The sequence below is a fragment of the Kribbella sp. NPDC026596 genome (assembly GCF_040638415.1).
Taxonomy (GTDB): Bacteria; Actinomycetota; Actinomycetes; order Propionibacteriales; family Kribbellaceae; genus Kribbella.
Window position 1 is genome coordinate 50,172 of sequence record NZ_JBEZYF010000032.1, and the last position, 25,470, is coordinate 75,641.

Genomic DNA, 25,470 nt, shown 5'->3' on the forward strand with positions numbered 1-25,470 from the left:
CTATATTGCTAGCATCCTAGACACCTACCAGTCAACAGAGGAGAACCGACGATGAACCTCCGCTTCGACCACCTGGGCCTGCTCAGCGACACCACGCAGAAGAACCAGGATCTGGCCGACTTCTTCGCCGGCATGCTCGGCCTGGAGCTCTCAGGCAACGCCGGCGAGGGGTACGCCGAGGTGAAGGCCGGCGCGATGACGATCGCCCTCCACACCGGCGCGATCATCGACGACTTCGGGCCGCATGGCGGCACGTTGCTGCAGTTCAGCAGCGACGACGTACGGGCCGACATCGAGGAGATCCGCGGCCGCGGCGGCAAGATCGTCCTCGAGCCTGTCGACACCGACTGGGGCACAACCTCGGCGTACGTCGCCGGCCCGCACGGCGTCCTGGTCGAGCTCTACAAGTTCAACCAATGAGAACGGTGTTCAGGGTGCTGGCACTGATCTGGCAGCGGCAGACGACGAAGCCGTCCGAGCCGAAGAGCCCGGGCTGGCTCAGCGCCACCGCAAGCCTGTCCTGGCGATCCCCGGACCGCAGGTACTGATCCGCAGTCTTCTCGAAGTTAGACGGCGGCGAGGAGGGCGTCGTCTAGTTCCTTCAGGAGTTTGTGTTTGGGGCGGGCGCCGACGACGGACCAGATGACCTCGCCGCGGTGGAAGAGCATCAGGGTGGGGAGCGCCATCACGCGGTAGCGGGCCGAGACGGCCGGGTTCTCGTCGGAGTTCAGTTTCAGGACGGTCAGCTGATCGTTGCGCTCGGCACCGATCTGGGCGAGCACCGGCGCGATCTGGTGGCAGGGCGGGCACCACTGGGCCCAGAAGTCCACCAGCACCGGCTTGTCCGCGCGCAGTACCAGTTCGTCGAAGGTCGACTCGTCGACCGTCCGCAGATCACTCATCGTTGGTTCATCCTCCAGCTCTCGGCATCGGTCAGGAGGTCGGTCAGCCGGGCCCGCAGGTCGGTGAGTTCCGCGATCCGCCGGTCCACGTCGGCGATCCGGGTCCGGTAGGCCGTCAGCGACGCCGGGCAGACATCCGCCCGCTCGTTGCCGGCCCGCAGGCACTCGATGAACGGGTACGTCTGCTCCGCGGTCAGCCCGAGACTCAGCAGCGCCTTCACCTCGCGTACGACGACCACGTCCTCAGCCTCGTACGAGCGGTACCCGTTGGCCTCCCGCCGTGGCTTGAGCAGCCCCTGCGACTCGTAGTACCGAACAGCTTTGACCGTCACTCCGGCCTCGGCCGCCAGATCACTGATCCGCATCCCGCCTCCTTCACCCCGACGCTAAACCTTGCCCCCAGGGTCAAGGTCAAGCCAGCCTATCAATGCCCGCGGAACGCCTCCTCCAACCACCACGACGGCTGGTCCGCGACGACCTTCGCGTCCACGAGCATCGGCGCCGACCGCGGCCCGTTCAGCCAGTCCGTGACCGCCGCGAGGTCGCCGACGGTACGTACGGTCGCGGCCTCGAAACCGTAGCCCCGGCCGATCGCGGCGAGGTCGGTCGGCGGGAACGTCACCGTGTCCAACGGGTGCCCGCCGGGACCGAAGTGGTGCACCTCGGCGCCGTACGCCTCGTCGTTGTACACGACCACGAGCATCGGCAGGCCGAGCCGACGTACGGTGTCGAGCTCCGCGGCGCTCATCAGCGCACCGCCGTCGCCGAGGGCGGCGACGGGCAGCCGGTCCGGCTGCGCCAGCGCGGCACCGATCGCGGTGGCAAGCCCCAGCCCGATCGACTGGAACGCCTGAGTGAAGCAGAGGCCGTTCTCGTCCGGCACCGACAGATATGCGCTCGGGTAGCCCATGAAGTTGCCGGAGTCGACGGCGACCACGCGTTCGGCCGGCAGCAGGTCGTCGAGCGCGATGCTCAACGTCCGTGGGTCGATCCGCTCCGCCGTACTCGTGTCGTCGTACGCGACGTCCCGCCACCGCACGCTCCCGAGCTCGGCCGTGCGCCAGCCGACCCGCTGCTCGCCGTACGCCTCGAGCGCCATCGTGGCGGTGAGCTCGACGTCACCGGTGACGCCCAACTGGATCTCGCGATGGACGCCGAGTGCCGATGCGTCGTCGTCGACCTGCACCACCGTCGCGTCGGGTCCGATCAGCTGACCGTGCCGCATCGTCCACATGTTCAGCGCGCATCCCCACCCCACGATGAGGTCGGCGCCGCAGATCAGCTCGGCGGTCCGTGGCGAGGCGAAGCCTCCCGAGATCCCGAGCGACCAGGGGTTGCCGCGGAACAGACCGTGCGCGACGGCCGACGTCGCGAGGAGTGCGCCACAGCGTTCCGCCAGCAGTTCAAGGGCCTGCCGACGTCCACGGGATCCGCGTCCCGCGACGAACACCGGTCGCTCGGCACGCCGCAGCAGATCGGTCAGGGCGGCGACCTCGGCGGCATCCGGCACCACCGCGTCCCGCGCAGGCGGCGTCGTGAGAGCCGATGCGCCGGCGTCCAACGCCTGCACAGGAAGCGGAACGTTGAGCAACACCGTTCGGCGATCGCGCACCGCCGTCGTGACCGCACCCAGCGCCTCCGCGACTGCGGTCTCCGCCGAAGTGATCCGCACCGGCACCGCGCCCACGGAACGGGCCAGCGCCTCCTGGTCGACGTAGAAGTTCGACCGTGGCTCGGTGACTTCGGCCGCCACGACGACCATCGGCGTCCGGCTCTTGGCCGCCTCGGCGATCCCGGTCATCGCGTTCGTCAGGCCACAGCCCTGATGGACCGAGACCGCGGCGACCGTCCCGCTCATCCGCGCGTACGCGTCTGCCATCGTGGCCGCGCCGCCCTCGTGCCGCGCGGCGACGAACCGCGCGCCGCCGGCCACCATCGCGTTCGTCAGGTGGAAGTTGCCCGACCCGATCACGCCGAACACCTGGCGGACGCCCGCGGCCGCCAACGCGCGACCGACAGCGACCGCGACGTTCATGGACGTTCGACCAGTGCGAGCACCCGTGCGGGAGCGCCGGAGCCGCTGACGATCGGCAACGGTCCGGCGATGACGACGGCGCCGGTCGGCGGCAGCATGGCGAGGTTCTGCAACTGCGTCAGCCCGTACTTGTCGCTGCCCATCAGGTTGGCGTGGCACGGGAACGGCGGGTCGAACGAGTGCGCTTTCCCGGCGTCCGTACCGACGGTCTCGACGCCGAGACCGAGTACGGGCGTCTCCTTTGCGACCCAGCGCGCGCACTCCGGCGACAGGCCCGGTGTGTGCGGCCCGTTCTCGTCGGCGTTGAGGAACGCCTCTTGCGAGTGTGACCGCGCGTCCCACCCGGTGCGCACGAACAGCCAGCCACCGTCGGGCAGCGGTCCGTTGTCCGCCTCCCAGGCCTTGATGTGGTCGACCTCGACGAGGAAGTCGGAGTTCTTCTCGACCTCGGCGGTGAAGTCGAGCACGACCGCCGGCGCGATCAGCCGGTTGGCCGGGACCGAGGCCACGTCGGCGAGATCCTTGCCGGTGACCCAGTGGTTCGGTGCGTCGAAGTGGGTGCCGGTGTGCTCGCCACTGGTGAAGTTGTTCCAGTACCACGCCGGCCCGCGGTCGTCGTACCTGCTGATCTCCTCGAGTGCGAACGGCGCCGTCTGCCCGAACTCCGGTGGCAGCTGGATCACTGGCGTCGACGCGGACAGCGGCGACGTCAGGTCCACCACCTCGACCGACCCGTCGGCGAGTGCTGCGACGAGTACCGACAAAGCCGACGTCATACGGACCTCCAGGGAGTGTGGCGTGCGAGAACCCCGACGCTAGGGCGACGACCGTCACCACGTCCAGGATTCCGTCCAGGTCGAGGTTCGGCGAGCATAGGTCGCATGCTGCTGGGGACCTTTCGTTCACCCGAACTCTCGCCTGGCGGACGGCTGGTCGAGCGGACCGCCGTCCGAGGTGCGCTCTTCCGCGGGCGGGAGTTGCTGCTGCTCGCCTCGCGGCACGGCGACTACAAGTTCCCCGGCGGCGGCGTCGAGCCCGGCGAGTGCTCGGGCGGGTCGCCCGTCGGTGGACAGCAACTCGAGGGGTACGAGGCGGAGCTGGAGCTAACGCCGCAGTGGGTGACGGTCGACGAGGCACTCGCAGCCAATCAGGCCGTGCTGAACAGTGGAGTCGGCGTGATGCGGTGGCTCGTCCGGGAGATCGCCGTACTGACCTGGCTCAGCGCACGTAGTCGCTGACCCACTCCCCCAGCACCTTCGCGCTCGTATCTACGAGAGCCGGCCAGTCGAGCGCGGCCTCATCGGCGGAGTCGGAGACGTGCTTCACGACCCGCACAGGCACGCCGTACTCACGGCACGCGTAGACGACGCCGTACGCCTCCATGTCCACCAAATGCGCCCGCTCGGCGAGCCGCGCCCGTACGACGGGATCCGTCACGAACACATCCCCCGACGCCAGCACCGTCCCGTCCCCACCCTCGACGTGTAACTCCTCCTGCGGATCCAGCCCGATCGCCCGAATAGCCTCCGCATTCACATCGTGATTGATGACGATGCTCGGCAAATACACCCCCGACAACCCATCCCTGAGCGCCCCCGTAGTCCCCACATTCAGCACCACGAGGTCCGCAGTGTCGCGCTCCGTGAAGGCCCGGCTGACCGCCACTGCCGCAGCGGTCTTGCCGACGCCGGTGATCAGCACCGAAATCCCCTCCGGCACGTACCGCGCCTCCCCAGCGACCGCACTAACCACCAGGAATTCGGTCACAGCCCGGGTCAGCTGACGGTGACGGTGGGTTCGCCGGTTTCGCCCATTTCTTCGGCGATGCGCATCGCTTCTTCGATCAGGGTTTCTACGATGGCGGATTCCGGGACGGTTTTGATGACCTCGCCCTTGACGAAGATCTGGCCCTTGCCGTTGCCGGAGGCGACGCCGAGGTCGGCTTCGCGGGCCTCGCCGGGGCCGTTCACGACGCAGCCCATGACGGCGACGCGGAGCGGGACCTCCATGCCTTCGAGGCCGGCGGTGACCTGCTCGGCGAGGGTGTAGACATCCACCTGGGCGCGACCGCAGGACGGGCAGGAGACGATCTCGAGCTTGCGCTCGCGCAGGTTCAGCGACTGCAGGATCTGCAGGCCGACCTTGACCTCCTCGACCGGCGGCGCGGACAGCGAGACGCGGATGGTGTCGCCGATGCCCTTCGACAGCAGCGCGCCGAACGCGACCGACGACTTGATCGTGCCCTGGAACGCCGGCCCGGCCTCGGTCACGCCGAGGTGCAGCGGCCAGTCCCCCGCCTCGGACAGCAGTTCGTACGCGCGGACCATGACGACCGGGTCGTTGTGCTTGACCGAGATCTTGAAGTCGTGGAAGTCGTGCTCCTCGAACAGCGAGGCCTCCCAGACGGCCGACTCGACCAGCGCCTCGGGCGTCGCCTTCCCGTACTTCTGCAGCAGCCGCGGATCCAGCGACCCCGCGTTCACCCCGATCCGCAGCGACGTCCCGTGGTCCTTCGCGGCGGCCGCGATCTCCTTCACCTGGTCGTCGAACTTGCGGATGTTGCCCGGGTTCACCCGGACCGCCGCACAGCCCGCCTCGATCGCGGCGAACACGTACTTGGGCTGGAAGTGGATGTCCGCGATCACCGGGATCTGCGAGTGCTTCGCGATCTCCGGCAGCGCGTCCGCGTCGTCCTGCGACGGGCAGGCCACCCGGACGATGTCGCAGCCGGCCGCGGTCAGCTCGGCGATCTGCTGCAGGGTGGTGTTGACGTCCGCGGTCAGCGTCGTCGTCATCGACTGCACCGAGACCGGCGCGTCGCCACCGACCAGCACCTTGCCCACCTTGATCTGGCGGGTCTTGCGGCGCGGGGCCAGGGTCGGCGGCGGCAGCGCGGGCATGCCCAGGTTGATGCTCATGAGTCCTTAACCGTTGTGAGGGTCAGCCGTTGAAGAGCTTGATCGGGTTCACGATGTCGGCGATGACGAGCAGCACGCCCATCACCACGATCACACTGGCCGCGACGTACGCGATCGGCAGCAGCTTGGCGACGTCGACGTATCCGGGGTCGGGCCGGCCGCGCAGCCTCGCGAAGCCGCGCCGGATCCCTTCCCAGATCGCGCCGATCATGTGGCCGCCGTCGAGCGGCAGCAGCGGGATGAAGTTGAACAGGGCAAGGAACAGGTTCAGCGAGGCGAGCAGCGAGACCAGGAACGCGATCCGCTCGCCGCCGGTGAGCGACTGGTTCGAGGCGATCTCGCCGGCCACCCGGCTGGCGCCGACCACGCTCATCGGGCTGTCCTCGTCGCGGTTGCCGCCGACGATCGACTTGGCCACGCCGACCAGCTTCTCCGGGAAGTTGCCGATCGCCTTGACGGTGGCGACGGTCAGTTCGCCCATCTTGTTGACGACGAACCCGAAGTCCTGCCGCTGGACCTTCATCTCCGGCGAGACGCCGAGGAACCCGACCGAGACGAGCTTGTCCGAGCCGGCCTCGTCGGGCACCTGGTTGATGATCGTGTTCGTCTGCAGGGTCACCTGCTGGCCGTTGCGCTCGACAACGATCGTGGCGGCCTTGTCGGTGTTCGCGCGGATCAGCGGGGTGAGCTGGTCCCAGCTGGTGATCTGGGTGCCGTTGAACGACTCGATCTTGTCGCCGACCTGGAACCCGGCCTCCTTGGCCGGCGAGACCTTGTCCGCGTCGGTGCACTTGCGGTCGGCGGTCGCCTGCGAGGCCGGGATCACGCAATCGGTGACGGTGGCCACACTCGTCTGCGCGACGTTGGCGCCGTACAGCATGAACAGGCCGCCGAACAGCACGAAGGCGATCACGATGTTGACCATCGGCCCGGACGCCATCACGATCAGCTTCTTCCACCACACCTTCTGGTAGAAGAGCCGGCCGTCGTCCTCGGGCGCGATCGTCTCGTACTCCGCTGTCCGGGCGTTCTCCACCATCGACTGGATCGGGCCCGTGTTGGCCTTGCGGACCTTCGTCGGGTCCTGCCCCTTGGCGGGCGGCATCATCCCGATGATCCGGACGAAGCCACCGGCCGGGATCAGCTTGAAGCCGTACTCGGTCTCACCGCGCTTGGTGGACCAGACGGTCCGGCCGAAGCCGACGAAGAACTGCGTCACCTTCATGCCGAAGGCCTTGGCGGGCACCATGTGGCCCAGCTCGTGCAGGGCCACCGAGATCAGGATCCCGGCGACGAACAGCACGATGCCGAGGATGGTGAGAAGCGCGGTCATGCCTTCGTGGTCTCCTGTAGGCCGGTGAGCTCGCGGGCCCGCTCCCGGGCCCAGCCGTCCGCGGCGAGTACGTCGTCGATGGACAGTTCCTCATACGAGGGTACGTCGTGTTCGGTCACCACCCGGGCCACGGTGTCGACGATCGCCAGGAAGGGCAGCCGCCCGTCCCGGAACGCCTGCACGCAGACCTCGTTCGCGGCGTTGTAGACGGCCGGCGCGGTCCCGCCGCGGGTCCCGACCTCGCGGGCGAGCTGCACCGCCGGGAAGGCCTCGTCGTCGAGCGGCTCGAACTCCCAGGTGCTCGCGGTGGTCCAGTCACAGGCCGCCGCGGCGTCCGGAATCCGGTCAGGCCAGCCGAGCGCCAGCGCGATCGGCAGCCGCATGTCCGGCGGTGACGCCTGCACCACGGTGGAGCCGTCCACGAACTCGACCATCGAGTGCACGATCGACTGCGGGTGCACGACCACCTCGATCCGGCTCATCGGCAGCCCGTAGAGCAGGTGTGCCTCGATCACCTCGAGGCCCTTGTTCACCAGGTTGGCCGAGTTGATCGTGATCACCGGACCCATGTCCCAGGTCGGGTGCTTCGCCGCCTGCTCCGGGGTGACGTCGGCCATCTCGGCCCGCGACCGGCCCCGGAACGGCCCACCGCTCGCGGTGACCACGAGCCGCTTGACCTCGTCCGCCGTACCGCTGCGCAGGCACTGGGCGATCGCACTGTGCTCGGAGTCGACCGGCACGATCTGGCCCGGTTTGACCCGTCGGGTGACGATCGGGCCGCCGATCACCAGCGATTCCTTGTTCGCCAGGGCGAGCGTCGTGCCCGCGTCGAGCGCCGCCAGCGTCGGCCGGAGCCCGACCGAGCCGGTGATGCCGTTGAGAACCACGTCACACGGCATGGCCGCCAATTCGCTGGAGGCGTCCGGGCCGGTGACGATCTTCGGGATCCTGAACTCGCCCTGCGCGTAGCCCTTGCGCTGCGCCTCGGCGTAGAACGCAAGCTGCAGATCCTGGGCGACTGTGGCCTTCGCCACCGCGACGACCTCGACGCCGAACTCCAGCGCCTGCTCCGCCAGCAGTGCGACGTTGTCGCCACCGGCCGAGAGCGCGAGCACGTGGAACCGGTCCCGGTGACGCCCGATCAGCTCGAGCGCCTGGGTACCGACCGAGCCGGTCGAGCCGAGGATGACGACGGTGCGCGGGTTCACGGCGCCATTGTTCCAGGTGTGCACCCATGGTGACGATCCGGTGCGATCACGACAGGTACAGGCGCAGCGGGTGACTCCCGAGACGGATCTCGTCGCCGTCGCCGACCATGGCCGTCCGGACCGGTACGCCGTTCACCTGGGTCCCGTTGGTCGAGCCGAGGTCGCGCACCTCATAGGTGGTCGCGTCGATCCGTAGCAGCTCCGCGTGGTGCCGGCTCACCTCCGGACGGTCCAGGATCAGATCGCTGTCCGGTGCACGCCCGATCCGCGCCAGGTCCAGGAGTGGTACGACGTCTCCGTCCGGCCCGACGAGCACCGGCTGCGGCCCGGTCTCCAGCGCCGACGCGATCTCCACGACTCCGGCGGTGCGGATCGGCAGCGAGACGATCACGTCGTCGCCCTTGTCCACGTGCAGGTTGTGTTGAGCGCCGTACCCCTGCAGGACGTCGTCGTACTCATCGATGACCACCGCGGACACTTCGTAGTAGCCCGGAGGCAGTTGCGCGTACGCCGCTCCGCCCAGGGACGTGGTCAGCACCAGAGCGGTGTACTCGTGGTGACTGACATCAGTGATCGTGATCAGCACCGGGTTGTTGGCAGTCAGGTGAGCCTCGGCCCCGGTGTCGCCGGGAGTGAACTCCACCGTCAGCAGCGGGGCCGGACGGATGTCTTCGAGCCCGACCAGCCGGTCGACGGCCGGCATCGTCCCAAGAGGAATGGACAGTGGCTCGTACTGCCCGTGAGACCGCACCAGGAGGTCCAACCGCGGCTGGCGCGACCTGTCCTTGCTGCGCGCAAGCAGGAACGCGCCCACCATCCCCTTGCCGAAGATGAACGCGACATCCCCCACCACAGCCCGCACGAATCCACTGGTCGGCTCCATCGGCACCCCCAGGGATTCAGTATCGCGGAAACCACGACTCCGGTACGGCGGAACACGGTGTGCCGCGCTGCGATTACCTTGGCGCCCATGACAACCGTCTTGATCATCGAGAACGATCCCGGCAGCGGACCGGGCCGGCTGCTCGACTGGCTCGGCGCTCGGGGCTTCTCCCCCGTCATCGTCCGCGCCTGGGCGGACGAGCCGATTCCGCACCGCGCCGACGGCCACGCGGCGCTGATCCTGCTCGGCGGTGGGCTGTTGCCGGACGCCGACGACACCTCACCGTGGCTGAAGGCCGAGCGCGAGCTGCTGCGCGCGACAACCGAACACGGGCGGGTGCCGGTTCTCGGGATCTGCCTGGGCGCGCAACTCCTGGCGCACACCTTCGGCGGCGAGGTCCGCGGGAAGTACGGCCTGCCGGAGAAGGGTGTGACCGAGCTGCACCTTCTGCCTGGCGCTACCGAGGACCCGCTGCTCGCCGGTCTGCCGGCGACCGTACGCGCGATCGAGAGCCATCAGGATCAGATCACCCGGCTGCCGGCCGATGCGGTGCCGCTGATGTCCAGCGAGCGCTGTCCCCATCAGATGCTGCGGATCGGGCGCAGCTGGGGCGTCCAGTTCCACCCGGAGGTCGGTGCCGATCGCGTACGCCGGTGGGACCCGGAGCGCCTGCGGTCCCTGGGGTTCGACCCGGAGACCGTGATCGCCGACGCCGAGAAGTACGACGCGGAGCTGGAGCAGACGTGGTCGGCGATGTTCGGCCGTTTTCTGGACGGCGCGAGCTAACTGAGCGCTACCTTTGGGGGCATGAGTCTGGAGCAGCCGCCGCCTGGGCATCGGGCGTCCGACAACGACCGCGAACGGGCCGCCGCCGTGGTCCAGGAAGCACACAGTGACGGGCGGCTGGACTTCGAGGAACTCGACGAACGGCTGACCCGGATCTACTCCGCGAAGACGCAGTCGGAGCTCGAGGTCGTCACAGCCGATCTGGAGCCGGTGCGGTCCCGGTCGAACGCGGCCGAGCTGGCCATCAAGGCGACGCACAGCTCTCAGAAGCGTGAGGGCGCGTGGCTGGTGCCCCAGCGGATCGTCGCGCAAGCGAAGCACTCGTCGGTGCGACTCGACTTCACCGATGCGGTGGTCCGCTGGCCCGAGATCCAGGTCGAGGCCGACCTGGTGCATAGCTCGATCGTGATGATCGTCCCCACCGGCTGGACCGTCACCATCGACGACGTCGAGCTGCACGGCGGCTCGGCCAACAACAAGGCGACCGCCGCGTCGCCATCCGGTCGGCACATCTTTGTCACCGGCAAGGCGCTGTACAGCTCGATGACCGTCCGCCACCCGCGCAAGCGCCACTGGTGGTGGCCTTGGTACCGGAAGTGATCCCAAGGCCCTGTTGCGGTTAGCGTTTGGGCATGACCGTTTCGCTGGATCTCGTCGATGTCGACTCGCTGCTGACCGAGGAAGAGGTCGACATCCGCGCGACCGCACGGCGGTTTGCGGACGAGCGGTTGCGGCCGTCGTTGCCGGAGTGGTTCGAGACGGCGTCCATCCCGGCCCGGGAGCTGGCCAAGGAGCTGGGGTCGCTCGGGTTCCTCGGGATGCACCTGACCGGGTACGGGTGTGCCGGGCTCGGACCGGTTGCGTACGGGTTGGCGTGCCTGGAGATCGAGGCCGCCGACTCCGGGATGCGGTCGCTGGTGTCGGTGCAGGGGTCGCTGGCGATGTACGCGATCTGGAAGTACGGCAGCGAGGACCAGAAGAACGAATGGCTGCCGCGAATGTCCGCGGGTGAGGCGATCGGTTGCTTCGGGCTGACCGAGCCCGACTTCGGCTCGAACCCGGCCGGCATGCGTACCAACGCCCGCCGCGACGGCGACGACTGGGTGCTGAACGGCTCGAAGATGTGGATCACCAACGGCTCGGTCGCCGACGTCGCGGTGGTCTGGGCCCGGACGGACGAGGGGGTGCGCGGCTTCGCCGTTCCGACAGCCACGCCTGGGTTCTCGGCGCCGGAGATCACCCGGAAGATGTCGTTGCGCGCCTCGGTGACGTCGGAGTTGGTGCTCGAGGACGTGCGGCTCCCGGCGGACGCAATGCTGCCCGAGGCGCGTGGCCTGTCCGGCCCGCTCGGCTGCCTGAACGAGGCCCGGTTCGGGATCATCTTCGGCGCGATGGGCGCGGCGCGGGACTGCCTGGAAACAGCGATCGGGTACGCCGGTGAGCGGCTCGTGTTCGACAAGCCGCTGGCGGGTTACCAGCTGACCCAGGCCAAGATCGCCGACATGGCGGTCGAGCTGAACAAGGGCATCCTGCTCGCCGTCCACCTCGGCCGGTTGAAGGAGAAGGGCAGCCTGCGCCCGGAGCAGGTCTCGGTCGGCAAGCTCAACAACGTCCGCGAGGCGATCGCGATCGCGCGCGAGTGCCGGACGATCCTGGCCGCGAACGGGATCAGCGGCGAGTACCCGATCATGCGGCACGCGAACAACCTCGAGTCGGTGCTCACGTACGAGGGCACCTCCGAGGTGCACCAGCTCGTGATCGGCCAGGCGCTGACCGGCCACGCCGCCTTCCGCTGAGCGGCGCGTGCATGCTGCGTGCTCGTTCTGGGCACTGGGGGTGAGATCAGTGACTCCGAGTGTTCGGAAGGAGCAGGTATGCGGATCGGGGCCGGAATCGCCCTCATCGTCGTGGGCGCCATCATCGCCTTCGCCGTGCGGGACACGTCCGACACGCTGAACCTGACCGCCCTGGGGATCATCATCATGCTGGGTGGAGCCGCCGGGATCTGGGTCTCCTACCGGCTCGCCAACACGCGCCGGCGCGGCGACGTCACCGTCATCGACCCGGAGGTCGAGAAGCAGTACACGACGGCACCGCGCAAGCAGGTCGCCGACCAGCCGATCGACGTCACGCCCACACATCTGCGCGACGATCGTTCGCGGAACTTCAAGTCTGGCTGAAGACGGTCTGGGATCGTGAAGCATGGACCGGAATCGTGAATTGCTGGAGCGGTTGTGGCCGACCGACGATCAGCTCGCGCTGTCGGCGGAGGCGGAACACGAACTGCGTGCCGACGACTACGTGCTGGAGATGCCGCAGTCCGGCGAACGCATCGTCGGACGGGACAAGATGCGCGCGATGCAGCAGGAGTACCCCGCGCCGCCGTCGATCCAGATCCTGCGCATCACCGGCAAGGGCGACCACTTCGTTGTCCTCGGCCGGTCGGACTACGGCGGCGACATCTACTACGTCGCGAACGTCGTCGAGTTCGAGAACGGCCGGATCGCGCGCGAGACCCGGATCTACGGCGCCCCCTTCGATCGGCCCGAGTGGCGAGCGAAGTACGCCGACTAGCTACTTGGCGACCTCAGTGGCGCGAGACTCGCGCACGACCGTGACGCGGATCTGGCCGGGGTAGGTGAGCTCCTCCTCGACCTGCTTGGCGATGTCGCGCGCCATCACCTGCGCGGCGATGTCGTCGACCGCGTCCGGTAGCACCATCACCCGGATCTCCCGGCCTGCCTGCATCGCGAACACCTTCTCCACGCCCTCGTGGTGCATCGCGATCTCTTCGAGCCGTTCGAGCCGCTGCACATACGCCTCCAGCGACTCCCGCCGAGCTCCCGGTCGCCCACCACTGACGGCGTCCGCGGCCTGCGTCAGTACCGCCTCGACCGTGCGGACCTCGACCTCGTTGTGGTGCGCCTCGATGCAGTGCACGACATCGTCGTTCTCGCCGTACTTGCGGGCCAGCTCGGCCCCCACGATCGCGTGACTGCCCTCGGACTCGTGCGTCAGCGCCTTCCCAATGTCGTGCAGGAACGCGCCGCGCTTGCACAGCTTCGGATCCAGCCCGAGCTCGGCGGCCATCATCCCGGCGATGTGCGCCGACTCGATCAGGTGCTTGAGCACGTTCTGCCCGTACGACGTCCGATAGCGCAGCAACCCCATCGTCCGGATCAGCTCCGGATGCAGATCGGTGATGCCGACCTCGGCCATCGCGTCCTCGGCGGCCCGCTCACACAGCTCGGCCACCTCGGTCTTGCTGCGTTCGTAGATCTCCTCGATCCGGCTCGGATGGATCCGGCCGTCCAGCACCAGCGAATCCAGGGTCAGTCGCGCGGTCTCCCGCCGTACCGGATCGAAGCAGGACAGCAGCACGGCTTCCGGGGTGTCGTCGATGATCAGGTTGACGCCGGTGGTCTGCTCGAACGACCGGATGTTGCGGCCTTCGCGGCCGATGATCCGGCCCTTCATGTCGTCGCTCGGCAGGTGCACGACCGAGACGACCGACTCGCTGGTCTGCTCCGACGCCAGCCGCTGCACCGCGCCGGTGATGATCTTGCGCGCCTTCGTCTCGCCCTCGTCGAGCGCCTGCCGCTCGATATCGCGGACGATCGTGTGCGCGTGCCGCTTCGCCTCGGCCTCGATCGCCGCGACCAGTTCGGTCTTCGCCTGCTCGGTGGTGAGGTTCGCGACGCCCTCGAGGATCCGGCGGCGCTCGCCCTCGAGGTCCTTGATCTCGGCCTTGCGGCGGTCGAGCTCGGCGACCTGCGCGGTCAGCTCGGTCTGGCGTTCCTCGATCGAGCGGTGCTGCTCGTCGAGCCGCTCCTCACGCTCGGTCAGCCGGTGATCCCGGCGCTCCATCTCCAGGCGCTGCTCGCGCAGGTCGTCGCGGATCGACTGCGCTTCGGCCTCGGCCTCGCGCCGTACGTCGGACGCGCGCTGCTCGGCCTCCCGCCGTACCTCCGAGGCCCGGTCCTCCGCGGCGTGCCGGATCTCCTCGGCCCGCTGCTCGGCTGCCTCCGCCCGAACCCGTAGTACGGCGGCCTCTTCCTCGGCCTGCCGCCGGACCAGCTCGGCCGCGGACTTGGCGCCGGCGGCGATGTGAGCGGCCTCGAGTTGGGCGTTCGCGGCGGCCGTGGAACTGTCGGCGGCTTTGCGGCGGGAGAGGGTGAAACCGATCCAGGCGAGCAACCCGGTGATCAGCAGTCCGATCAGGGTCAGCCCCAGGGACGTCGCTGCTGGCATGGCCGCTAGTGACATCGGCATCTCCCCTCTTCTTCGAGTCCGCACCGAGGCAGGACTTTGGCGTTCGGTCGAAGGGAGTTCGCCACTGGTGCGGTGGAAGAACGGTACGGCTGAACGCACCACCGGTGGAGGGCGGTGCCGTCGTCCATCCGTTACAGCAGCCCTTGTTCGCTGCTATCGCGGAACGGGCGGTGCGCACGCCGTCCGGTGCCGATCGTGGCTGCCGCCGGAGCCTTCTCTTGGGTATGCGTCACCCAGGATCGGTACTCATCGCCGCTGCCACCGCCGGATCCGTCCGCCGCGGTGCCGTCTATCCGACGGCGCTGCGAGCCGCCGTCGTCCTTCCTTCAGCTCGGTCGAGCGTGGTTTCGTTTCTTCGTTCCGGCCGGTGTGGCCGGATCAACCGGCCCGCCGGTGCTATGTCCGCCACCGTCAGGTGGAGTGATCCCTTCCTGATTCCGAGGCTAGGCGTGCCCCACCACCCGGTCAAGACGGACACTCACGGGCCACCCGACCGATCACCGCGAGCGCCAGAACCATCACCATCGCAGGAGACCACCCTCCGCACTGGTCTACTCCACAACAAGTCACCCCGGGCATGATGCAGCCCGGGGCGACTTGGTGGTTTGCCTTTGCTACTCGCGCGGGCCGGGGAGGCCGCCGTCGGACTCGCTGCTGCCCTCGGCCGTGGTGGTCTCGGCCTGGCCGGTGGCGGTGCTGCCGGTAGCGGCGCCTTCGGTGCCGGAGCCGGTTGAGCTTTCGGGACCTGCATCAGGTGTTTCGCCGCCGACTACCTGTGCGCCACCGTCAGCAGCACTCGAACTGGCGGCCTGGTCAGCGGCTTCCGGAGGCCCGTCGCCGGCCGCCTGCTCGCCGCCGGACTGGGATTCGACGTACGTGCCGACCTTCTGCTGGACCGTGTCGACCTTCTCCGCGTACTTCCCCCCGGTCTGCTTGTCGATCAGATCACCGGCTTTCTCGACGCCGGCCTTGATCTTGTCCGGGTTCTGCTTGACGACATTCCGGAGCCAGTTCTTCGCCTGTTCCTGGAAATCGTTCATTGCACCCTCCGCGGTGTCAGGGGCGGATCGACGGAAAATCACAGCCTACGGACCGGCCAAAAACACCGGCCCCACTTCGGATAACACACCGTCATCCCCCACCCGTCAACGCCCCTCGCCGCGCACACCCCTCCGATTCCGCTCACTCTCCGTACTTCCACCCGCGTGCGCAGGCCGGCCCACCCTAGGTTGCGTTGGCGTCGAGGTGCGCTTTCGCCACATCCGCCGGCGCGAAGACCAGCCACCCGTCGAGCAGCGCCTCGCGCAAAGCGGTCTCAGAGACCTCGGCCAGCTCGACCAGTACGGCGGCGTAGTTGTCGAAGTGCGGGATCGTGAAGAACCCGTCGCCGGCTCGTGCGGCGAGCACCGCCTCTTTCTCGGCGAGATCCTCGACCCGGATCGCGAGGATCGGCTCGTCCGGCGGGGTCTTGTCGCCGAAGCGCTTCAGATCCGCCTTGCTGAACGGGCGTTCCCACGCGTACGCCTTGCCCCCGACAGCCCAGGTACGCGTGCCGTGCCGCGTCGTCTCCACGGTCTCCGGCAACGCCGCGACCAACCGTTCCACGTCCGCCAGGGTCGCCATGCCGGTCACGCTACTCCGCCGGCCGGACCCTCAGCTTGAACAAAAGGAAGGCCTTCGCCCGCCGATTTCTGGCCGGCGTGAAGCGACCATCGCTTCGGTGGCGTGGGTGACCAGGCGATGGGGCGCTCGCCTGGTCACCACTCCAACACCACCGAACTCGTTTCCAAGCACGACCTTTTCCTCAGATGAACTGGTTGAGCCCACCCTCAGTCAAGCTCTTCTGTTCAGCAGCGGGAGGGCCTTCGAAGAGGCCTGCAGGACTGGTGCATCAGGTCGCATATTCCGTGGCGGGCTATCGCGCCACCTGCAAGTATCCCGCTCATGCTGACCTTGGACGTGCCCGACGGCACCCGCCTCGCCTACCACCGAAAGGGCTCGGGGGGCGATCGACCGCTCGTCTGCATCCCCGGCGGGCCGATGATGCGCTCCGCCTACTTCGGCGACCTCGGTGGGCTGGCCGCGCAGCGGGAGTTGGTGCTGCTGGACCTGCGCGGTACGGGCGACTCGGCCAGGCCCGCAGACCTCGCGAGCTTCCGGGTGGACCGGCAGGCTGAGGACATCGAGGCACTGCGCGTTGCCCTTGGACTGGAGCAGTTGGATCTTCTTGGCCACTCGGCCGCTGGTGATCTCGTGCTGGCCTACGCGGCCCGCTACCCCGAGCGGGTGCGCTCGCTCGTCCTGGTCTGCGCGCGGGCGCGCACCGCCGGGATCGACTTCCCCGTCGAGCGGCGTCGCGAGGCGCTGGAACTGCGCCAGGAGGAGCCCTGGTACGAGGAGATCCGGCCGGCCTTCGAGCGGGCAGTGTCTGGGGAAGCAAGCGACGCGGACTTCGTGCTGCTCGACCGCCTGTCCTACGGTCGATGGGATGCGGCCGCGCAGGCGCACGCCGCGGCGTGCGAGGAGTGGTTCGACGAGGAGGCGGCGAACGCCTATCTGGCCCCGGGCGCCTTCGACGGCGCGGACGATGCCCGCGCCGTACTGGCTGAACTGGACGTGCCTGTCCTGGTCATCTCCGGTGAGCTGGACGGTTCCCCACGTCCGGACTCCGCCGCCGAGGTGGCCGGGCTCTTCCGGCGCGGCGAGCACATCATCCAGGCGGGTGCCGCGCACAGTCCGTGGGTGGATGGTCCGGACGAATTCGTCCAGACCGTCATCAAGTTCCTGGCCAGGGACTCCCGGTAACGAGGTGTCCCGCAGCTACGGTCGGCGGGGCGTCTGGCGGTCATCCGTCCTTCGGGTGCAGGCGGACGACATTCTCCGTGCTTCCGCCGAGCTCTCGTTCAACCCGGTAGCGGCACGTCTCTCCGTGCGCCGGCCGGTCAACTAGCCAGCTCGCCGAGCCGACCGGGTGCTGCCTCGCCGCGGCGGGGTCAGTCCTGTTCCAGGCCGGAGGAATCCAGCAGCGGAAGCTCTTCGTGACTCGCCGAGAGTTCCTGCTTCACGATCGTCATCGCCAGTCCGCCGGGATAACCCTTCCGCGCAAGCATGCCGAGCAGCCGTCGCATCGCCACCTCACGCTCGAGCGACCGCATGGACCGAAGCTTCCGCCGTACGAGCGTCCGAGCTGTCTCCTCCTCCTGCTCCGGATCCAACTCGTCCAACGCATCACGGGCCAGCTCGTCGTCCACCCCACGCCGACGCAACTCCTGTGCCAGCGCTCGCTTCCCCAGCCCACGCCCGCGGTGCCGCGACTCGACCCATGCGTTGGCAAAGGCTGCGTCATCAATCAACCCGACCTCGGAAAACCGGTCCAGCACCTCTTCGGCGACCTCGTCCGGGATCTCCCGCTCAGCCAGCAAGTCCGCCAACTCAGCCCGCGTCCGCGGCTGCCCAGTCAGCTTGTCCAACAAAATCGTCCGGGCCACCGAAGCTGGATCAGCCTCCTGATCCACCCCCGCATCAAACGCCCCCTCAGGCCCCTCACCCCCAGGCCGACTCCCCCGCCGCCCCCCAAACTGCCGCCGCGGAGCAGCCCCCCGCCGCCTCCCACCCTCGGCCCCACCAACAACAGCTTGTCCACCCAACCCTCGGCTGTCGTTGCCATCCCGACCGGCATCCGCCCGACCGCCACTCGCACCCCGACGCTCGCTCACATCCGAGCCGCCACTCGCACCCCGACGCTCGCTCACATCCGAGCCGTCGCCTGCACCCCGACCGCTGCGTGCACCCCGACCGCCGGTTGTACGTCGCCCGCGAACTGCGATCGGCTCTACCGGATCGGCTGCGGCAACCGCCGACTCACTCGGGTCACCCGCAGGAACGTCCGTACCGCTCAAGTCCCCGGCGGAAACATCCGGCTCCCCGAGGTCGAGGGGCTCACGCACGGAGGCACGACCCAACCTGCGGTCCTCCGCCGCCCGAGCAGCTCCTGACGTCCCATCGGCAGGCTCGCTAGCTGTCCCTGCGCGAGGTTGACGCGGTACGACGTCTGCCGGCTTGGCATCTGCGGATTCCCCGGACTCGCCCCACGGATCGGCCGCACTCGAACTCCTGCCTGGCGCAGGAGTCCTGCCGGGCTGTTGCTTGCCCGACCGTCCGCCCGCGTCCTCGGACTCCTCAGATTCACGAGTTCGCTCGTGCGCGCCGCGGCTCAGGCTCGACCCCGGTCTCTCAGCGGCGAACGCTCGCGCCGCCGCCAGCCGCTCAGCAGTCCTCTCCTCGGAGGCTCGCGTGGAGTCATCGTCCTGTTCACCCCAGGGGATGTCAGACCGAACAGCTCGCTTGCTCCGGTCCACGCGAGCCCCAGACCGCGACCCGTCGGACAAACCGTCGTCTGCGGAGTGATCCGCCCATGGGTCCTCGGTGCCGGCGGTTCGGCGGATCCTGCCCGCGCGGGGGCGGGACGGCGTCACGTCCGCCGAGTCATCGTCGGCGTCGTCCGGCCACGAGGCGCGCCGGTTGGAGGGGCGGTCGCCGGGTGACGGAGTGCTTGGGGCGCGTCGGGCTGGGCGGCCGGTGGTTCTCGGAGGGGCCTGGGGGGCGGCGTCGTCCGGTGCTCCCCCTGCGCCGGATGAGGCCGGGTTGCGGCTGGATGTCGCTGCGCCGCCGCCGGCCGCGGGGCCGCGGGCCAGGAGCTCTCGGGCTAGGGCTAGGCGGTCGGCCTGGGGTAGGGACAGAGCCGCGGGGGCAGCGTCGTCGGCTGGGAGCCGAGGGACGCTGCCGCCCGCGGGGGGTCGATCAGAAGTCGACATCAACCTCGGCCTTGGCGGCCGCGTCGGCCGGCTGGTCCAGGGTCGGGCCGATGCCCATCTTCTCCTTGATCTTCTTCTCCAGCTCGTTGGCCAGATCGGGGTTGTCGCGCAGGAAGTTCCGCGCGTTCTCCCGGCCCTGGCCGAGCTGGTCGCTCTCGTAGGTGAACCAGGCACCGGCCTTGCGGACGAAGCCCTGGTCCACGCCCAGGTCGAGCAGGCTGCCCTCGCGGCTGATGCCCTGGCCGTAGATGATGTCGAACTCGGCCTGCTTGAACGGCGGGGCCACCTTGTTCTTCACGACCTTGACGCGGGTCCGGTTGCCGACGACGTCGGTGCCGTCCTTCAGCGACTCGATCCGGCGCACGTCCAGCCGCACCGAGGCGTAGAACTTCAGCGCCTTACCACCGGTCGTCGTCTCCGGGGAGCCGAACATGACGCCGATCTTCTCGCGCAGCTGGTTGATGAAGATCGCGGTGGTGTTCGTCCCGCTGACCGCACCGGTCATCTTCCGCAGCGCCTGGCTCATCAGCCGGGCCTGCAGACCGACGTGGCTGTCACCCATCTCGCCCTCGATCTCGGCGCGCGGCACCAGCGCGGCCACCGAGTCGATCACGACGATGTCGATCGCGCCGGAGCGGACCAGCATGTCGGCGATCTCCAGCGCCTGCTCACCGGAGTCGGGCTGCGAGACCAGCAGCGCGTCGGTGTCGACGCCCAGCTTCCGCGCGTACTCCGGGTCGAGGGCGTGCTCGGCGTCGATGAACGCCGCGATCCCGCCGGCCCGCTGAGCGTTCGCGACCGCGTGCAGGGCGACCGTCGTCTTACCGGAGGATTCCGGACCGTAGATCTCCACCACGCGACCGCGCGGCAGACCGCCGATCCCGAGGGCGATGTCGAGCGCGATCGACCCGGTCGGGATGACCTCGATCGGCGGCCTGTTCTGCTCCCCCAGGCGCATCACCGAACCCTTGCCGCACTGCCGCTCGATCTGCGTCAGCGCGGTCGCAAGCGCCTTCTCGCGATCGGCCACCGCGCGCTCCGCACTCGCTGCACCCGCCATGTGATTGCCACCTGACCCATCTGATAATCGGGGCCGCTGTCCCAGCCGCCCGAAGAAACTTCGTGTCGCCAGAGAAGGTAAACGTCACGTCGGACAGTTTTCGCCGCCACTTCGAATCTGTGGACAACTCAGCCGTCCGGCGCACCTTCAGGAGACCAAACTATCCCGAACACGTGTTCGAATCGCAACTGACACGCCGAAGCTTGCCTCGGCAGCCGGCCTGGCCCGCCGACTCCCTACCCTGGCGGGCGTGACAGACCGCCCCGACGTGCCCGATTCCGCTGTCGTCCTCGCGCTCAGCAAGGTCGAGTTCGGCATCGACGCCGTACTCGACTCCCTCCGCACCCAGGACCCGTTCGGCATCCGCGGCATCCTGACCGAGTACTCCAACCAGGAACAACCCAACCTGGCCGAGAAGGGCTTGATCCTCGCGATCGACCGGCTGCTGAAGATGAAGGTGCCCGGACATGCCGAGTGGCCGACGCTGCCACTGGCCGAGCGCTGCGACTGGTGGGTCGAGCGCCTGGGTGGATTCGCCGCCGTCGTCGCCGGACTCCCCCGGATCAGCGGTGCGACCGCCGACCGGCTGCCGGTCAAGGACACGCTGGGCGCGGCCGTCCAGGCGATGGTGATCGGTGCGGTCTGCCGTGAGTACGGCGTCGAGGCGCATGCCGACCGTACGGCGGTCATCGCACGGGTGCTGACCGACCGCCTGATCACTCCGGACGACGTGCTCAAGTACGACGACCCGACAGCGGCGGGCCAGGAGGTTGGGAGGCATCTGGGCCTCGGAGACGAGTCCGAAGAGGCAGGACTGCGCAAAGTCATCCGGCTGGTGTGGCGGATCAGCAAGCTGTTCGGTGGGCTCGGTGACGTGTTCGAGGATCGCCCGCGCGGCAGTCTCGGTGCCCGGTTCATCGGCAAGCTCCCCGCGGTCGGTGTGGTCGGCGGGTTCTTCGACGAGCGCAAGGGCATCCGCAGGGCGGCGTACGAGGCCGCTGAGCTCCTCGTCAGCAGCGCCTTCCGCGTCAAGCCGGTCTGACCTGCCGGACCGAAAGGACTGGGGCCCCGGGCGCAGTCCTGGGATGATCTCGGCATGACTGGGATCGTCATCGCACGACCGGACGAGAGTTGGCCGACGCAGTACGAGAAGACCGCGCAGGCGGTCGGCCATCTGCTCGGCGACGTAGCACGGCGGATCGACCACATCGGATCGACCTCAGTACCTGGCCTGCCGGCCAAGGACATCCTCGACATGCAGGTGACGGTCGAGACAGAGCCTGAGCTGGATGATGCGGTCGAGCGGATGGTGGCGGCGGACTGGGAGCTCCGCCCGCCCAGACGGGATCATCCGGTGCCCGGTCTGCCCGCCGACGATCCGCAGTGGGTGAAGCGCATCGTGCGCGAGCCGATGTACCGGCGGCGGGTGAACCTGCACATCCGAGTAGCCGGTCGGGCGAACCAGCGGTACGCACTGCTCTTCCGCGACTATCTGCGCAGCCATCCGGAGACAGCGCAGGCGTACGGCGCTTTCAAGGGCCAAGCCGCCGCACTGCAGATCGCCGAAGGGGACTACACCGACCTGAAGGATCCGGTCTGCGACTTGATCTACCTGCCGGCCGAGGAGTGGGCGGCCCGCATGGGCTGGACCGTCTGACGGATCGGGCGGTATGACTCAGGGTGAGCGCAGTACTACTGCGCGGTCGTTGACCCGATCTGGCCGAGCCAGCAGGCTGGACCGCGGGGCGTCGTGGCCAGCCCGACGTACGGGCGGATGTCCCTCCAGGGGGCGTGGTTCGGGTGGCGGGTGTGGGACGGCTGGCGGCGTTGCCGTGCGGCAAGGTGTCCAAGTGGATCGTGCTGGCGTTGTGGATCGTCGCGGTGGCGGTGTGCTTCAGTCCAGCGGGCAAACTGACCGGTGCGCAGGAGAACGACGCAGTCTCGTGGCTACCCGGTAAGGCCGAGTCCACCGAGGTCTTGAAGGCAACCGCGCAGTTCTCCTCCCCCGACGAGATTCCAGCCGTACTGGTGTACGAGCGCGCCTCCGGGATCACCCCGGCCGACATGCAAGCCGTCACGGGCCACGTGCAGCAGTACGCCGAGCTGCAGGACGTCGACCGGGACGTCATCGGGCCGATCCCCTCCGAGGATCGCAAGGCACTCCAGATCATCGTGCCGATCAACGCCGGGACCGGAGGCTGGGAGACGATCGGTGCGCGTGCCGAGGACATCAGGCACGTTGCGGCGGACCGTCCGGACGGACTGTCGTTCCACGTCACCGGGCCGGGCGGGTTCGCGGCCGATTCGCAGGAGGCCTTCGCCGGGATCGACGGCAAGCTCCTCTACTCCGCTGCCGCAGTGGTGATCGTGATCCTGCTGCTCACCTACCGCAGCCCCGTGCTCTGGCTGCTGCCGCTGGTCTCCGCAGGTGTCGCGCTCTTCGCGGCACAGGCGGTCATCTACTTCTTGGCGACCGAGGCCGACCTGACCGTCAACGCCCAGAGCGCAGGCATCCTCACAGTGCTGGTGTTCGGCGCTGGGACGGACTATGCCCTGCTGCTGGTGGCTCGTTACCGCGAGGAGCTCAGGAGGCATCAGGACAAGCACGAGGCGATGGCGTTCGCACTGCACCGGGCCGGCCCGGCCATCATCGCCTCCGGGTCCACTGTGGTGGCAGGCATGCTGTGTCTGCTGTTCGCGTCGATGAACTCCACGCGCGGGCTCGGTCCGGTCGCCGCAGTCGGCATCGTGATCGCATTGCTCGCCATGCTGACCTTGCTGCCGGCACTGCTCGTCATCTGTGGGCGTTGGGTGTTCTGGCCGCTGCGTCCGACGTACGGATCGGATGACCACACCGAAACGAGTGTCTGGGGTCGCATCGGCCGACGGATTGCAGTACGCCCGCGGCTGACCTGGATCGTCACCTCTGTCATCTTGGGTATCGCCTCACTCGGCATCCTGACCCTCAACGCCGGCGGACTGACCAACGAGGAGTCCTTCGTCGGTACGCCGGACTCCGTGGTCGGCGAGAAGGTCGTGGCGGCCCACTTCCCGGCCGGCGCCGGCAACCCACTGGTTGTGGTCAGCAAGGCCGACAAAGCCGCAGAGGTCCGTACGGCGATGTCCTCGACGCAAGGCATCGCCGAAGTGGCCAAGCCGCGGATCGGCGGCGGATCGGCGTACATCGAGGCGACCATGACCGACGCGGTGGACACGCAAGCCGCGAAGGACACCGTCGATCGCGTGCGGGCTTCGGTCCATGCCGTACCGGATGCCGACGCACTGGCCGGTGGCGGCGCCGCGATCCTGCTGGACACCCAGCGGGCGTCCGATCACGACAACAAGGTGATCATCCCTGTTGTGCTTGCCGTCGTTCTGGCGATCCTCGCGCTGTTGCTACGGGCGCTGGTCGCGCCGGTCATCCTGGTCGCGACTGTCGTGCTGTCGTTCGGCGCTGCGCTCGGGATCAGCTCGCTGGTGTTCAAGGCGCTCGGGTTCGGGGGCGCGGACATTTCGCTGCCGCTGTTCGTCTTCGTCTTCTTGGTTGCCTTGGGCATCGACTACAACATCTTCCTGATGACCCGCGTGCACGAGGAGTCGAAGGCGCACGGAACCCGGCGCGGGGCGCTGATCGGCGTGGCAGCGACCGGTGGCGTGATCACCTCGGCGGGTCTGGTGCTGGCCGGGACGTTCGCAGTGCTGGCGACGCTGCCGGTGGTGGCGTTCGCGGAGATCGGGATCGCGGTCGCGCTCGGCGTACTGCTCGACACCATCGTGGTGCGGTCCGTACTGGTCACGGCGCTGAACCTCGACATCGGCCGGCATCTGTGGTGGCCAAGCAAGTTGGCCCAGAAGCGTGATCCTGAGCCGGCTGACAACCTTCCCGAGGCCGAGGCCGAGGCAACCCTCACCAAGACCTGACCGCGGGACGGTTCAGCGTTCGCTGGGTGGCAGTTGGAGGTGTGCCCAGACGGCGCGCCAGACAGTCTTGGCGTGCTCGCCGTCGGCCAAAGCCTCGACGACCGTACGGCCGCCGAGCCCCTGGACGACCTGGGTCTCCGCCCAGGTCCGTGCGTAGGCCGGACCGAGATGCTGATCCATCCGTGCCCAGAATTCCGTCAGTCTCATGCCTACCCGTTGTCGTCCTTCGGTGGCTGTCCCCAACCGCCCTGTTGCGGCGGCTGGCCGCCCTGCTGCGGAGGCTGCTGGCCGTACGGTGAGCCCTGCTGTGGCTGACCGGGCTGCCCCTGACCCGGCTGCTGTCCCCAGCCTCCCTGCCCCTGCTGCGGCGGTTGCCCCTGCTGCGGCGGCCGCTGCGGCGGTCCTTGCGGACCCCATTGCCCCTGCCCTGGCGGGCCTTGCTGCGGCTGAGGCTGTCCAGGGTACTGCGGCTGCCCAGACGGACCCGCGTAGGGCGCTTGACCTGGCTGACCCGGGTACTGCCCCGGCTGGCCGCCGTACTGGCCTGGCTGTCCGCCGTACTGACCAGGCTGCCCCTGGTACTGACCAGGCGGACCGTACCCCGGCTGACCCGGGTACTGCCCCGGCGGACCGCCGTACTGACCTGGCTGCCCTGGGTACGGACCGTATTGCCCGTAGGCCTGCTGAGCCTTGGCCTTGCGACCGCGCAGCACGAAGAACACAACCGCGGCGACGACCAGCAGCACCAGCACGATGATCAGAATGAGCAACCAGGTCGGGAAGCTGCTGCCCGCCTCGGAGGTCAGCGAGACCTTCCCGAGCTTGTCGAGGCTGTCGTACGTCGCCGTGCGGCCATCGATCTTCGCACCGTCGTCGTGCTCCAGGATCTTGCCCGGCATGGTGATCTTGAAGTTGACCTCCGGCTGGCTGCCGGACGGGACCTGACCGAGGCTCGAGTCCTTCACCGAGACGGTGACCTTGTCGCCGTCCTTGCGGAAGCTGACGCCGTCGCCGCTCGAGGTGCCCATCTTGTCGAACGGCACGCTCTCGAAGTCACAGGCCGAACCGACGTACTTGTCGTCGTCGAACGGCTTGCACGTGACGCCCTCGGTGGTGGTCTGCTTGATCGCGTCGTCGATGCGCTTGTGGATCGTGTCGAGCGACTGACCGCTGGCCTGCAGCAACTGCTTGTCGACCCCGATCTGCATGTTGCCCGAGACCGTCTCGTTCGACCCGACCTTGAGATCTGCGTCGACCTTCACGCACCCGGTGAGCGCGACCAGGCATGCCCCGACGAGGAGCGCTGCACGTACGCGGTTGATCATGTCGCCGATCATT

At 68.5% G+C, this 25,470-nt stretch carries 28 protein-coding genes; 12 read left to right on the plus strand and 16 right to left on the minus strand.

The window, feature by feature from the left end; genetic code table 11:
• Positions 1 to 51: 51 nt before the first annotated feature.
• Together AB0E63_RS25405 and AB0E63_RS25410 are read left to right on the plus strand one after the other, a co-directional pair.
• Positions 52 to 420, plus strand: coding sequence for a VOC family protein (locus AB0E63_RS25405; RefSeq protein WP_360371015.1), 369 nt, complete (start codon positions 52 to 54; stop codon positions 418 to 420).
• On the plus strand, positions 417 to 548 hold the full coding sequence (locus AB0E63_RS25410) for a hypothetical protein (protein ID WP_360371018.1): 132 nt from the start codon (positions 417 to 419) through the stop codon (positions 546 to 548). Before AB0E63_RS25405 ends, AB0E63_RS25410 begins: the two co-directional genes overlap by 4 nt.
• Positions 549 to 566: 18 nt before the next feature.
• Here AB0E63_RS25410 and trxA read toward each other — a convergent pair whose 3' ends face one another.
• Genes trxA through AB0E63_RS25430 form a run of 4 tightly spaced genes read right to left on the minus strand, consistent with a single transcriptional unit; the run spans position 567 to position 3,713 of the window.
• Positions 567 to 902: a thioredoxin gene (gene trxA, locus AB0E63_RS25415; protein WP_360371021.1), complete on the minus strand. Its 336-nt coding sequence runs from the start codon at positions 900 to 902 to the stop codon at positions 567 to 569.
• Positions 899 to 1,267: a MerR family transcriptional regulator gene (locus AB0E63_RS25420; RefSeq protein ID WP_360371024.1), complete on the minus strand. Its 369-nt coding sequence runs from the start codon at positions 1,265 to 1,267 to the stop codon at positions 899 to 901. The genes trxA and AB0E63_RS25420 overlap by 4 nt, the downstream gene beginning before the upstream one ends.
• 59 nt (positions 1,268 to 1,326) lie before the next feature.
• Entirely contained in the window at positions 1,327 to 2,937 is a 1,611-nt protein-coding gene (locus AB0E63_RS25425; protein WP_360371027.1) for a thiamine pyrophosphate-binding protein, read from the minus strand.
• On the minus strand, positions 2,934 to 3,713 hold the full coding sequence (locus tag AB0E63_RS25430) for a cyclase family protein (RefSeq protein ID WP_360371029.1): 780 nt from the start codon (positions 3,711 to 3,713) through the stop codon (positions 2,934 to 2,936). The genes AB0E63_RS25425 and AB0E63_RS25430 overlap by 4 nt, the downstream gene beginning before the upstream one ends.
• Before the next feature lie 105 nt (positions 3,714 to 3,818).
• Between AB0E63_RS25430 and AB0E63_RS25435 the strand changes: the two genes are divergently transcribed.
• Positions 3,819 to 4,175: a hypothetical protein gene (locus AB0E63_RS25435; RefSeq protein WP_360371032.1), complete on the plus strand. Its 357-nt coding sequence runs from the start codon at positions 3,819 to 3,821 to the stop codon at positions 4,173 to 4,175.
• Here AB0E63_RS25435 and AB0E63_RS25440 read toward each other — a convergent pair.
• Genes AB0E63_RS25440 through AB0E63_RS25460 form a run of 5 tightly spaced genes read right to left on the minus strand, consistent with a single transcriptional unit; the run spans position 4,156 to position 9,279 of the window.
• Positions 4,156 to 4,704, minus strand: a complete 549-nt coding sequence (locus AB0E63_RS25440) for a nucleosidase (RefSeq protein ID WP_360371035.1) — start codon at positions 4,702 to 4,704, stop codon at positions 4,156 to 4,158. The genes AB0E63_RS25435 and AB0E63_RS25440 overlap by 20 nt on opposite strands.
• An 8-nt stretch (positions 4,705 to 4,712) precedes the next feature.
• The gene (gene ispG / locus AB0E63_RS25445) at positions 4,713 to 5,855 is read right to left on the minus strand and encodes a flavodoxin-dependent (E)-4-hydroxy-3-methylbut-2-enyl-diphosphate synthase (RefSeq protein ID WP_360371037.1); all 1,143 of its coding nucleotides are present in this window, start codon (positions 5,853 to 5,855) and stop codon (positions 4,713 to 4,715) included.
• Between the two features lie 22 nt (positions 5,856 to 5,877).
• Positions 5,878 to 7,188, minus strand: coding sequence for a M50 family metallopeptidase (locus tag AB0E63_RS25450; RefSeq protein ID WP_360371040.1), 1,311 nt, complete (start codon positions 7,186 to 7,188; stop codon positions 5,878 to 5,880).
• On the minus strand, positions 7,185 to 8,396 hold the full coding sequence (gene dxr / locus AB0E63_RS25455) for a 1-deoxy-D-xylulose-5-phosphate reductoisomerase (protein WP_360371043.1): 1,212 nt from the start codon (positions 8,394 to 8,396) through the stop codon (positions 7,185 to 7,187). Before dxr ends, AB0E63_RS25450 begins: the two co-directional genes overlap by 4 nt.
• 46 nt (positions 8,397 to 8,442) lie before the next feature.
• Positions 8,443 to 9,279: an FHA domain-containing protein gene (locus AB0E63_RS25460; protein ID WP_360371046.1), complete on the minus strand. Its 837-nt coding sequence runs from the start codon at positions 9,277 to 9,279 to the stop codon at positions 8,443 to 8,445.
• Positions 9,280 to 9,366: 87 nt separating this feature from the next.
• Between AB0E63_RS25460 and AB0E63_RS25465 the strand changes: the two genes are divergently transcribed.
• From AB0E63_RS25465 to AB0E63_RS25485, 5 genes are all read left to right on the plus strand, one after another.
• Positions 9,367 to 10,065, plus strand: a complete 699-nt coding sequence (locus tag AB0E63_RS25465; protein WP_360371049.1) for a type 1 glutamine amidotransferase — start codon at positions 9,367 to 9,369, stop codon at positions 10,063 to 10,065.
• 21 nt (positions 10,066 to 10,086) lie between these two features.
• Positions 10,087 to 10,665 carry a DUF1707 domain-containing protein gene (locus tag AB0E63_RS25470; RefSeq protein ID WP_360371052.1) on the plus strand — a complete coding sequence of 193 codons (579 nt, stop codon included), beginning with the start codon at positions 10,087 to 10,089 and terminating at the stop codon, positions 10,663 to 10,665.
• A gap of 32 nt (positions 10,666 to 10,697) precedes the next feature.
• The gene (locus AB0E63_RS25475; protein ID WP_360371055.1) at positions 10,698 to 11,861 is read left to right on the plus strand and encodes an acyl-CoA dehydrogenase family protein; all 1,164 of its coding nucleotides are present in this window, start codon (positions 10,698 to 10,700) and stop codon (positions 11,859 to 11,861) included.
• A 78-nt stretch (positions 11,862 to 11,939) separates the two neighbouring features.
• Entirely contained in the window at positions 11,940 to 12,245 is a 306-nt protein-coding gene (locus AB0E63_RS25480) for a DUF6458 family protein (RefSeq protein ID WP_360371058.1), read from the plus strand.
• A gap of 22 nt (positions 12,246 to 12,267) precedes the next feature.
• Entirely contained in the window at positions 12,268 to 12,639 is a 372-nt protein-coding gene (locus AB0E63_RS25485; RefSeq protein ID WP_360371061.1) for a nuclear transport factor 2 family protein, read from the plus strand.
• On the opposite strand, the gene rny is transcribed toward AB0E63_RS25485, so the two are convergent.
• The 3 genes from rny to AB0E63_RS25500 form a co-directional block, all read right to left on the minus strand.
• Positions 12,640 to 14,316, minus strand: coding sequence for a ribonuclease Y (gene rny / locus AB0E63_RS25490; protein ID WP_360371064.1), 1,677 nt, complete (start codon positions 14,314 to 14,316; stop codon positions 12,640 to 12,642).
• Positions 14,317 to 14,951: 635 nt separating this feature from the next.
• The gene (locus AB0E63_RS25495) at positions 14,952 to 15,377 is read right to left on the minus strand and encodes an antitoxin (protein WP_360371067.1); all 426 of its coding nucleotides are present in this window, start codon (positions 15,375 to 15,377) and stop codon (positions 14,952 to 14,954) included.
• 184 nt (positions 15,378 to 15,561) lie between these two features.
• On the minus strand, positions 15,562 to 15,960 hold the full coding sequence (locus AB0E63_RS25500; protein WP_360371070.1) for a hypothetical protein: 399 nt from the start codon (positions 15,958 to 15,960) through the stop codon (positions 15,562 to 15,564).
• A 321-nt stretch (positions 15,961 to 16,281) separates the two neighbouring features.
• Between AB0E63_RS25500 and AB0E63_RS25505 the strand changes: the two genes are divergently transcribed.
• The gene (locus AB0E63_RS25505; RefSeq protein WP_360371073.1) at positions 16,282 to 17,142 is read left to right on the plus strand and encodes an alpha/beta hydrolase; all 861 of its coding nucleotides are present in this window, start codon (positions 16,282 to 16,284) and stop codon (positions 17,140 to 17,142) included.
• 188 nt (positions 17,143 to 17,330) lie between these two features.
• On the opposite strand, the gene AB0E63_RS25510 is transcribed toward AB0E63_RS25505, so the two are convergent.
• Both AB0E63_RS25510 and recA read right to left on the minus strand, forming a co-directional pair.
• On the minus strand, positions 17,331 to 17,825 hold the full coding sequence (locus AB0E63_RS25510; protein ID WP_360371076.1) for a regulatory protein RecX: 495 nt from the start codon (positions 17,823 to 17,825) through the stop codon (positions 17,331 to 17,333).
• Between the two features lie 1,312 nt (positions 17,826 to 19,137).
• Entirely contained in the window at positions 19,138 to 20,211 is a 1,074-nt protein-coding gene (gene recA, locus AB0E63_RS25515; RefSeq protein ID WP_360371078.1) for a recombinase RecA, read from the minus strand.
• A 250-nt stretch (positions 20,212 to 20,461) separates the two neighbouring features.
• On the opposite strand from recA, the gene AB0E63_RS25520 reads away from it, so the two are divergent.
• From AB0E63_RS25520 to AB0E63_RS25530, 3 genes are all read left to right on the plus strand, one after another.
• Positions 20,462 to 21,253 carry a hypothetical protein gene (locus tag AB0E63_RS25520; RefSeq protein WP_360371081.1) on the plus strand — a complete coding sequence of 264 codons (792 nt, stop codon included), beginning with the start codon at positions 20,462 to 20,464 and terminating at the stop codon, positions 21,251 to 21,253.
• A 54-nt stretch (positions 21,254 to 21,307) separates the two neighbouring features.
• On the plus strand, positions 21,308 to 21,868 hold the full coding sequence (locus tag AB0E63_RS25525) for a GrpB family protein (protein WP_360371083.1): 561 nt from the start codon (positions 21,308 to 21,310) through the stop codon (positions 21,866 to 21,868).
• Positions 21,869 to 22,020: 152 nt separating this feature from the next.
• On the plus strand, positions 22,021 to 24,132 hold the full coding sequence (locus AB0E63_RS25530) for an MMPL family transporter (protein WP_360371085.1): 2,112 nt from the start codon (positions 22,021 to 22,023) through the stop codon (positions 24,130 to 24,132).
• A gap of 12 nt (positions 24,133 to 24,144) precedes the next feature.
• Here the strand turns inward: AB0E63_RS25530 and AB0E63_RS25535 are convergent, their stop codons facing one another.
• Positions 24,145 to 24,339 (minus strand): DUF3046 domain-containing protein, encoded by a 195-nt coding sequence (locus tag AB0E63_RS25535; protein ID WP_360371088.1) that lies wholly within the window; start codon positions 24,337 to 24,339, stop codon positions 24,145 to 24,147.
• A gap of 2 nt (positions 24,340 to 24,341) precedes the next feature.
• Positions 24,342 to 25,457, minus strand: coding sequence for a hypothetical protein (locus tag AB0E63_RS25540; protein WP_360371091.1), 1,116 nt, complete (start codon positions 25,455 to 25,457; stop codon positions 24,342 to 24,344).
• Between the last annotated feature and the right edge of the window lie 13 nt (positions 25,458 to 25,470).

Excerpts from the sequence above, each read along its gene's own strand:
- AB0E63_RS25465 (WP_360371049.1), top strand. The coding sequence starts at position 9,367 with ATGACAACCGTCTTGATCATCGAGAACGATCCCGGCAGCGGACCGGGC.
- AB0E63_RS25410 (WP_360371018.1), top strand. The coding sequence starts at position 417 with ATGAGAACGGTGTTCAGGGTGCTGGCACTGATCTGGCAGCGGCAGACG.
- AB0E63_RS25480 (WP_360371058.1), top strand. The coding sequence starts at position 11,940 with ATGCGGATCGGGGCCGGAATCGCCCTCATCGTCGTGGGCGCCATCATC.
- rny (WP_360371064.1), bottom strand. The coding sequence starts at position 14,316 with ATGCCAGCAGCGACGTCCCTGGGGCTGACCCTGATCGGACTGCTGATC.
- AB0E63_RS25450 (WP_360371040.1), bottom strand. The coding sequence starts at position 7,188 with ATGACCGCGCTTCTCACCATCCTCGGCATCGTGCTGTTCGTCGCCGGG.
- AB0E63_RS25500 (WP_360371070.1), bottom strand. The coding sequence starts at position 15,960 with ATGGCGACCCTGGCGGACGTGGAACGGTTGGTCGCGGCGTTGCCGGAG.
- AB0E63_RS25540 (WP_360371091.1), bottom strand. The coding sequence starts at position 25,457 with ATGATCAACCGCGTACGTGCAGCGCTCCTCGTCGGGGCATGCCTGGTC.
- AB0E63_RS25495 (WP_360371067.1), bottom strand. The coding sequence starts at position 15,377 with ATGAACGATTTCCAGGAACAGGCGAAGAACTGGCTCCGGAATGTCGTC.
- AB0E63_RS25405 (WP_360371015.1), top strand. The coding sequence starts at position 52 with ATGAACCTCCGCTTCGACCACCTGGGCCTGCTCAGCGACACCACGCAG.
- recA (WP_360371078.1), bottom strand. The coding sequence starts at position 20,211 with ATGGCGGGTGCAGCGAGTGCGGAGCGCGCGGTGGCCGATCGCGAGAAG.
- AB0E63_RS25470 (WP_360371052.1), top strand. The coding sequence starts at position 10,087 with ATGAGTCTGGAGCAGCCGCCGCCTGGGCATCGGGCGTCCGACAACGAC.
- AB0E63_RS25475 (WP_360371055.1), top strand. The coding sequence starts at position 10,698 with ATGACCGTTTCGCTGGATCTCGTCGATGTCGACTCGCTGCTGACCGAG.
- AB0E63_RS25525 (WP_360371083.1), top strand. The coding sequence starts at position 21,308 with ATGACTGGGATCGTCATCGCACGACCGGACGAGAGTTGGCCGACGCAG.
- AB0E63_RS25430 (WP_360371029.1), bottom strand. The coding sequence starts at position 3,713 with ATGACGTCGGCTTTGTCGGTACTCGTCGCAGCACTCGCCGACGGGTCG.
- ispG (WP_360371037.1), bottom strand. The coding sequence starts at position 5,855 with ATGAGCATCAACCTGGGCATGCCCGCGCTGCCGCCGCCGACCCTGGCC.
- AB0E63_RS25505 (WP_360371073.1), top strand. The coding sequence starts at position 16,282 with ATGCTGACCTTGGACGTGCCCGACGGCACCCGCCTCGCCTACCACCGA.
- AB0E63_RS25460 (WP_360371046.1), bottom strand. The coding sequence starts at position 9,279 with ATGGAGCCGACCAGTGGATTCGTGCGGGCTGTGGTGGGGGATGTCGCG.
- AB0E63_RS25485 (WP_360371061.1), top strand. The coding sequence starts at position 12,268 with ATGGACCGGAATCGTGAATTGCTGGAGCGGTTGTGGCCGACCGACGAT.
- AB0E63_RS25425 (WP_360371027.1), bottom strand. The coding sequence starts at position 2,937 with ATGAACGTCGCGGTCGCTGTCGGTCGCGCGTTGGCGGCCGCGGGCGTC.
- AB0E63_RS25435 (WP_360371032.1), top strand. The coding sequence starts at position 3,819 with ATGCTGCTGGGGACCTTTCGTTCACCCGAACTCTCGCCTGGCGGACGG.
- trxA (WP_360371021.1), bottom strand. The coding sequence starts at position 902 with ATGAGTGATCTGCGGACGGTCGACGAGTCGACCTTCGACGAACTGGTA.
- AB0E63_RS25535 (WP_360371088.1), bottom strand. The coding sequence starts at position 24,339 with ATGAGACTGACGGAATTCTGGGCACGGATGGATCAGCATCTCGGTCCG.
- AB0E63_RS25420 (WP_360371024.1), bottom strand. The coding sequence starts at position 1,267 with ATGCGGATCAGTGATCTGGCGGCCGAGGCCGGAGTGACGGTCAAAGCT.